Origin of the sequence: Oceanisphaera sp., assembly GCF_048268965.1 — a bacterium.
GTDB lineage: Bacteria > Pseudomonadota > Gammaproteobacteria > Enterobacterales > Aeromonadaceae > Oceanimonas.
This window is the reverse complement of record NZ_JBLWUK010000057.1, coordinates 1-6,347: the sequence shown is the minus strand read 5'-3', so window position 1 is coordinate 6,347 and position 6,347 is coordinate 1. Positions and strand designations below refer to the sequence as shown.

Annotated in this window: 7 protein-coding genes; 5 read left to right on the top strand and 2 right to left on the bottom strand. The window is 56.8% G+C overall.

The annotated features are described in order from the left end of the window. The 3 genes from ACN0VL_RS14965 to ACN0VL_RS14955 form a co-directional block, all read left to right on the top strand. A partial coding sequence (locus ACN0VL_RS14965) for a hypothetical protein (protein WP_417618754.1) occupies positions 1-190 on the top strand: 190 nt, incomplete at its 5' end. A 12-nt stretch (positions 191-202) separates the two neighbouring features. Continuing rightward, a complete protein-coding gene (locus tag ACN0VL_RS14960) occupies positions 203-556 on the top strand; it encodes a hypothetical protein (RefSeq protein WP_417618752.1) in 354 nt (117 codons plus the stop codon). Positions 557-1,362: 806 nt separating this feature from the next. Next, entirely contained in the window at positions 1,363-2,550 is a 1,188-nt protein-coding gene (locus ACN0VL_RS14955; protein ID WP_417618750.1) for a hypothetical protein, read from the top strand. A 1,113-nt stretch (positions 2,551-3,663) separates the two neighbouring features. Here ACN0VL_RS14955 and ACN0VL_RS14950 read toward each other — a convergent pair. Both ACN0VL_RS14950 and ACN0VL_RS14945 read right to left on the bottom strand, forming a co-directional pair. Continuing rightward, on the bottom strand, positions 3,664-4,374 hold the full coding sequence (locus ACN0VL_RS14950) for a nucleotidyl transferase AbiEii/AbiGii toxin family protein (RefSeq protein ID WP_417618748.1): 711 nt from the start codon (positions 4,372-4,374) through the stop codon (positions 3,664-3,666). After that, a complete protein-coding gene (locus ACN0VL_RS14945) occupies positions 4,374-4,580 on the bottom strand; it encodes a hypothetical protein (protein ID WP_417618747.1) in 207 nt (68 codons plus the stop codon). The genes ACN0VL_RS14950 and ACN0VL_RS14945 overlap by 1 nt, the downstream gene beginning before the upstream one ends. 297 nt (positions 4,581-4,877) lie before the next feature. Here ACN0VL_RS14945 and ACN0VL_RS14940 point away from each other — a divergent pair, with 297 nt between their 5' ends. Beyond that, entirely contained in the window at positions 4,878-5,276 is a 399-nt protein-coding gene (locus ACN0VL_RS14940; RefSeq protein ID WP_417618746.1) for a hypothetical protein, read from the top strand. A gap of 601 nt (positions 5,277-5,877) precedes the next feature. Beyond that, a partial coding sequence (locus ACN0VL_RS14935; RefSeq protein ID WP_417618744.1) for a hypothetical protein occupies positions 5,878-6,347 on the top strand: 470 nt, incomplete at its 3' end.

Here is a 6,347-nt window from a genome sequence, read left to right as displayed (position 1 = left end):
CCATCTAATTTCGCAATGGCGAGCCGCGTTGCAGCATCAGATGATCGACGAACGGCGGCAATGCACCGCTCACGTTGAGCTATTCGGTGCGCCAGCTACCCTCGCGCGTCACCTCTACGAGCTCCTGAAAACACAGAGCCACTCGACCAACTCGCGCCCGATCTCTAACGTTCGTATCGGACCAGTTTAACGGAATAACAAAATGAAAATATCTGAGCTACCTGCCACATGTTTTAGAATGGGCCAACTTGCGCTCGAGAATGGCTCTGTGCACCTGACGCTGAACGAGTTCGCAGACCAACCTGGTATCTGGATGTTAGTTGTCGACGGCGAAATTGCGCGCTTTACAGGCGCTGATACGCGAACCATGCGCCAATCTGCAAATTGGTGGCAACGGTCGGGAAACAGCGACCGCCACAACCATTTTTTTGACATACTGCACCGCGCCTTGGAGGCTGGACAAGCTGTTGAGCTGTTTGGCTGTCAACCGGACGGGGGAAGTTTTGTTGCTTTAGCGCGAGATTGGCGAGGAATGTTCAGCTATGCGTGGAAGTGACGAGAAAAGACTCGTTACTCCGATCCGTTAGCCACCTTAAATGCGGTAAAATCGACGATGGGCCGGATCGGTGAAGCTGCGGCTCGGCATATGCTTCGCTGAACGACAGCTGCTCAAGGCCGGGCGTGTCGATCTTAAGAAATGGCCCGCTGATACCCTCAGCTGAGATATCTTACAGAGCCTCGAACCAAGGGCAGCGCGCTTCAGGAACCACAAGCTCTATGTCGTCGTCAATGTCCGCGAAGAGATCGATGGCCGATGCTACCAGTTGACGGCCGGTCGTGAAGCGTCGGAAGCGTCCTTCGCACCAGACCTTGCGCCGCGCCGCGTCAACGGTCGGATTTGGGGCGAAGACGCTCGAAAAGAGCAACGTGACGATGAACCGCGGGACCGCTGGCACCGCCGATTGCCAAAGTGGCGCGCGAAGGAATGTCGCTTTATCGGATCCCCAAAAACAACGTAATATCTGCTTCGGTCCGAGCAAGCTAAGCAGAGCGCATTCACCCCCCATACAAGCGCAGGAGCACCCCTCACAGCCCCTCAACGACTCAGGCCCCCCCCCAGCTCAGATTGCCCAAGTAGCGCCCAGAGTCCGTAAAATAGCCGGACACCGAGACATTTTACGAGAGTCGATCGCGCCCGCAGTCCTGAGCGACCCCACCGTGCATGACGGGGCGATTGCTGCTGCGAGTGACGAGAATTTGCCTTTAGTCTCACGGCGATAGCACACTGGAAACGACGTCTCATTCCGCAAGACAAGGCACCGCAATGGCAGTATGAGCCTGCCGAAGAATACGGAGCCGGCGATGATTCATTTTGTGGACCTACCATTTGCAAAGACCCCGCTGCGTCTGGCAGCCGTCGAGTTTCATGAAAAGCCGCTTAGGGCAAAGCAGACCCGCCTTGTCGGTCGCTCGGTCCTTCAACCGGATCTCGACCTTAATAAATTCAACTTCAAAGCGGTAATTGACTGGATTGAGATCGTCGTGCAGCTCGGAAAGGTCACCCAGTTTCAATACGTCCAAAGGAAGATTGAAGACGAGCTAGGGCAGAAGTGCTTCATCAAGGCGATCGGGGCCGGAGCAGGCAACACGGCACATATGTTTTCGATCAGACTCCAAGAGCCAAAATCTGTCGCGTTCGTGCTCGAGGTTGAACGGCTCCTTGATGTCAGCTTTGGCATCGCGGCTCCAACAACGATCAACGCGGTTGAGATCAGTGTCGACGCGTATCCGAAGGTGCCCAGCGATCGTGCGCGCGGGCATCTACTGGGCGTCATGCAGCGGACAATCTTTAGCCGCGAGGATCTTTATACGAACCAGATTGCTCGCCCTCGGCTCGCTTGGGACAATAGCAGCCCAAAGTATATCCAGCCGCACCGTATGCACGCCTACAACGAGCGCCACTACACCGCACCGAAGCTCGATGCGACGATGTATCTAGGCGCAGAGGCAGATGATGTGATGCTGCGGCTTATGGACAAGATCATCGACACACAGAACAAAGCCATTGGCACGGCGGTAGCATTGGAGCCGGAGAAGCAACGCGTTCGGATCGAGGTAACATTGCAAGGAAGTGGCTTAAAGCGGATCGGCGTCGCAACACTGGCAGATATGAAGGCAATGAGCTTCACGCGGCTACAGGGGGAGTTTTTTACTTTTAGGCTTTTCACAACGCCTCCTCGGAACCAAATGCTATCACAGACGAAAAGCGGCGCCCGCTACGAGGATAAGATCAACCGAGAGATTTTTCTAAAAGCCGGAGTAGCCGGCCTTCTCTTCAAAGATCATGTTCGTAAAGGTTGGCGCGAAACCGCAAAACCACTGGCGTTGCTTAATCTAAGAAACCGAGGAAGGCGTCTAAAAGTTCTGCCGGAAGGGGTAACCGTCGCAGATCAGCTGATCGCATACGCAGATCTGAATGAACGGGTGACGAGGGCACTGCGTGATCTGGAGAACCGAGAGCGGCGCGCGCTCAAATCTTCAGGGATATGAGGAGCTGTCTTTGTGTGGAGGGGGATCCCTAAAAGGGAAGAAAGCGTTCACCTATCAGTTATTAGGACACCCGCTGCGCGTTCTGACATTCGGCCCAAGCAAATAACGCACTGGAGCAAGGGCGAGAACGTGGCAGCCGCGGGAAAGATGATCAGAAAATCGAAAAGTTTGCTCGATGCGAACTCGCTCAAGAGTGGAAGGTGCCGGCAACATTTTACGAGCGAACGGACTGGCACATGCCGACCAGACCTCCACCCTTTCGTTTGACCGATAGCGAGGCCCCAGCACTCAGGACGAGGGGGAAATCGATCCGTAGACTCATCCTGGCGCGCGCTGAGTCGCGTCCACCTCCAAATATATAGAGCACTAGCGGCCGAACCCATAAGCGCGCCCAGAAGCGCTTAGAACGAGCCTGCATGCATCCATCGGCCGAAAGCCCAATCCATCGCGGGCAGGTATTACCTAAATAGCCAAGCAGCCATAGAGCTAAATGCGGATTTGCTGCGGACCGCCATTGGAACCGCCAAGAGCCGTCGAACTGCCCATACGAAACGAATGCGTCGCGGACAGTGCCTTTTCTTGCGATGATTGCTTCGATTGATTGATGCCCGTTTTCGTTTCACTGCGCTCTCGGCACGAGCACTTCGCCCCAGAAAATCCCGAAATCGGATCAAAAATGGAACATTTTGTCTCATCGCGCGGGGCCGAAATCTCGGAATACCCAATAAAATAAGGCCAATTCTCGGAACGATTTTGAGCACTTCTCCCCTGGAGGGAACATTTACGCAGCAGTTTCGCGCTTTTTTGCACCCGAAATGTTACGTTTTCGGGCAACAATTTACCGTTTTTGGCCAATTATGTTACGTTTAACTTTCCGAGTATTTTTGTCGGAAAGCATCCTCTGCACCTAACCCGGAAGGTTGAGCCGCCCCCGATCTGCGGCGCCAGAACGCGTCCCCATCATGCGGTCAGATTTTCTCTAGGACTTCGCTCATGCGAACCGAACGCTCAGAGCTTTCGATTGCACTTGATGAGAGCATAAGACGCTTGGGAGAGGCATTGCTTTAAACCCGTAACGGGCAAAGCCAAGGCCAACTCTCAGAGGCAGGAACGCTACTCCTCGTGCTCAAGCGGACCACCGTGCAGAGCGAGGATCTCTTGCTCAAGCTCCGGCGCCATTGCCATCCCGCCGAGACAGTTTCGCAGCCATTTCACATCGCGGATACGATCGACCGCCGCGGTATAGGCCTTGCGTGCGCTGTCGCCATACGCATCCTCAACGATCGCCCAGGCCGCATCAGGTATTGGCCCCCAGCGCGATATCATCATGGAAAGATCAAGCATGTCGCGGCTAAGCACCGCCGTGTCTCGCCAACGATCAGCATTCGCGAGCAGCTTTTCGGCATACATGCACTCGCGGTTCAAAACCGGCACGCCGAAGCGATCATCCATCTCGCCGGAGAGCTCAATGCGTGCCTCTCGGACAATCTCGAATTTGATCGCGGTATCACCAATGCCGAGCATGGTTCGAATACCATATTGATCTGTCCTGACATCGCGGAGCGTTTTGACCTCAGCCCCAGGCAACAGGATGCCCCCGAGATCGGACCGCCCCCAAAGCGCCTGTCTAAGCTTGCGGTATCCCGATTGCGAAGCACAGAGAAAGTCGATGTCAACGCTCTCGCGATATTCATCAAGCGCCAACACGATCGCCGTGCCGCCGCCAAAATAGCATTCAGCGCCCGAAAGGAGCGCACCATCGAGGCACCGCAGAACGGCAAGGATGTCATTGTGATGTGAACGGCGGAACATGCGCGCCGCCATCAAGCGACCAACAGATGACCGTTGCCATACTTCGCAACAAGCATGTCGAGGAGGGCTTGCTCATCGGGTGTAATCTCGTCCTGCTGAACAAACCGCCAGTTCCGCTCGTAGAGCGCAAGCGCGACTTCACCGTCCACGACGGCATCGCCAGGACGATTCCAGCATAGCTGGCGCAGCTGCGGATAATTTTTCACTACGACGTTCATGTGATCCTTGGATGGTTGACCATCATCCTTGCTACCCAAACATAGGTTGCACCGCGCAATTTGCAAAGCCATTCTGGCACATAACACTCAAAGCAGCGTTAATCGCGCGGATTCAAAGAGCACTTGGACCCGGAAGGTTGCGGCATCCCCGCTCTGCGGCGCCAGAACGCATCCCCATCGACCTCACACAGTTTCTCTAGGACTTCGACCTGATTTTTACCGCAATGAAAGTCCCACCCGACTGCGCGCGCAAGACGCGGTAAGTAAGTGATATCAACAACATGAGATATCACACCGATGAGCACACCGTTCCACAACACACCCGCCGCGCAGCTGATCGCGGACCGGATACAAGCCCTCTCGCATCGCAAGACTCAAGGCGAGATTGCGTCCGAAGCGGGCTTTGCCAATGCCAATATGATGACCTTCCTCAAGAACGGCCGCAACAAGGTCCCGCTTGACCGAGTGCCCGCGCTCGCGAAGGCGCTGGAGGTCGATCCGGCTTATCTGATGCGGCTAACCATCGAGCAAGCGGTTGGCGTCACCGCAGCGCAGGCAGTCGTCGAGATCTTCGGCACGCCGGCGACCGAGAATGAGCGCGGTTGGCTGATGGAGCTGCGCAATGCATCTGACAACAGTGATCCACGTCTCACCGCTCGGTCCCGCGCAGCGCTTCGGGGGATCTTCGGCAAATGAGCGACACCCCCTTCACCACCCCAACCTCTCCCAGCGCCCGCTGGGAGGACCTCACCGTGAATGAGCGCGCATGGATCGAGTTCATCCGCGTCATCAGCAACGGGCGCGACCCAAGACCGACACCCGCGCGTGTGAGGGCATTGACGGAGCTTTTGGACACGTAGGGCGCGATCGCTTGCTGCGAAGAGGAGATCAGAGATCTAGCAGACCGCCAGAGAAGGTTAGCGTCGCGATTCGACCGACGCGACGCTGCCTGCAAGCGTGATCGACAGTCACCTCTAGGCGCGCCCTGTTTGCCTGTGTAAGCATGTGGCCGGCAGAATTCTGCCCTGCCACCTCCGGACCGACTGACGTTAGGTCATTTCGTGCCAGAATTCGGTCGTTCCAGCGTGCCAATACGGCCTTCAAGTCATTGATTTTATTTAGACACGACAGAATTCAATCCTCTCTCACAGCACCATCCTAACCCCTCGATAAACACCCACTATGACGCAAGCGCTGCATTAGTTTTGCCTCATGCTGTCGGCCTTGCGGCAGCGCGTTTGACATGAGAGGCTGCGCGCTCATCCTAGTCGCGCAAACCAAATCGCAAGGCCTGCATATGACCGAAAACGCCCCCACTGACGCCGCGCAGGATGCGGGCGGGTTTACGCCTGCCGCCTCACTCGCGCCTTATGTGCAGCAGTTGGGCCGTGGCCCCAGCAAATCACGGCACCTGACGGCGGAGGAAGCGCAGGACGCGATGACCATCGTGCTCGAGGGCCGCGCAGCCCCCGAGGCGGTGGGGGCCTTGTTGATGCTTTGGCGCTATCGGTCCGAGAATGGCGACGAGATCGCAGGGATTGTGCGGGCGATGCGGGCGCGCATCCCCGCGTGGCGCGCGCTGGCACCCGATCTCGATTGGCCGTCCTATGCGGCGGGAAAATCACGCGGTTTGCCGTGGTTCTTGCTGGCCGCGAAGCTCACCGCCTCGGCGGGGCACCGGATTGTGCTGCACGGGCTGAACTCGCATCAATCCGCCGCCGCCGCCCTGCCGCCCGCCCTCAGCATCGCAGGGATCGCGCGGGCGGA

Excerpts from the sequence above, each read along its gene's own strand:
- ACN0VL_RS14960 (WP_417618752.1), top strand. The coding sequence starts at position 203 with ATGAAAATATCTGAGCTACCTGCCACATGTTTTAGAATGGGCCAACTT.
- ACN0VL_RS14955 (WP_417618750.1), top strand. The coding sequence starts at position 1,363 with ATGATTCATTTTGTGGACCTACCATTTGCAAAGACCCCGCTGCGTCTG.
- ACN0VL_RS14950 (WP_417618748.1), bottom strand. The coding sequence starts at position 4,374 with ATGGCGGCGCGCATGTTCCGCCGTTCACATCACAATGACATCCTTGCC.
- ACN0VL_RS14945 (WP_417618747.1), bottom strand. The coding sequence starts at position 4,580 with ATGAACGTCGTAGTGAAAAATTATCCGCAGCTGCGCCAGCTATGCTGG.
- ACN0VL_RS14940 (WP_417618746.1), top strand. The coding sequence starts at position 4,878 with ATGAGCACACCGTTCCACAACACACCCGCCGCGCAGCTGATCGCGGAC.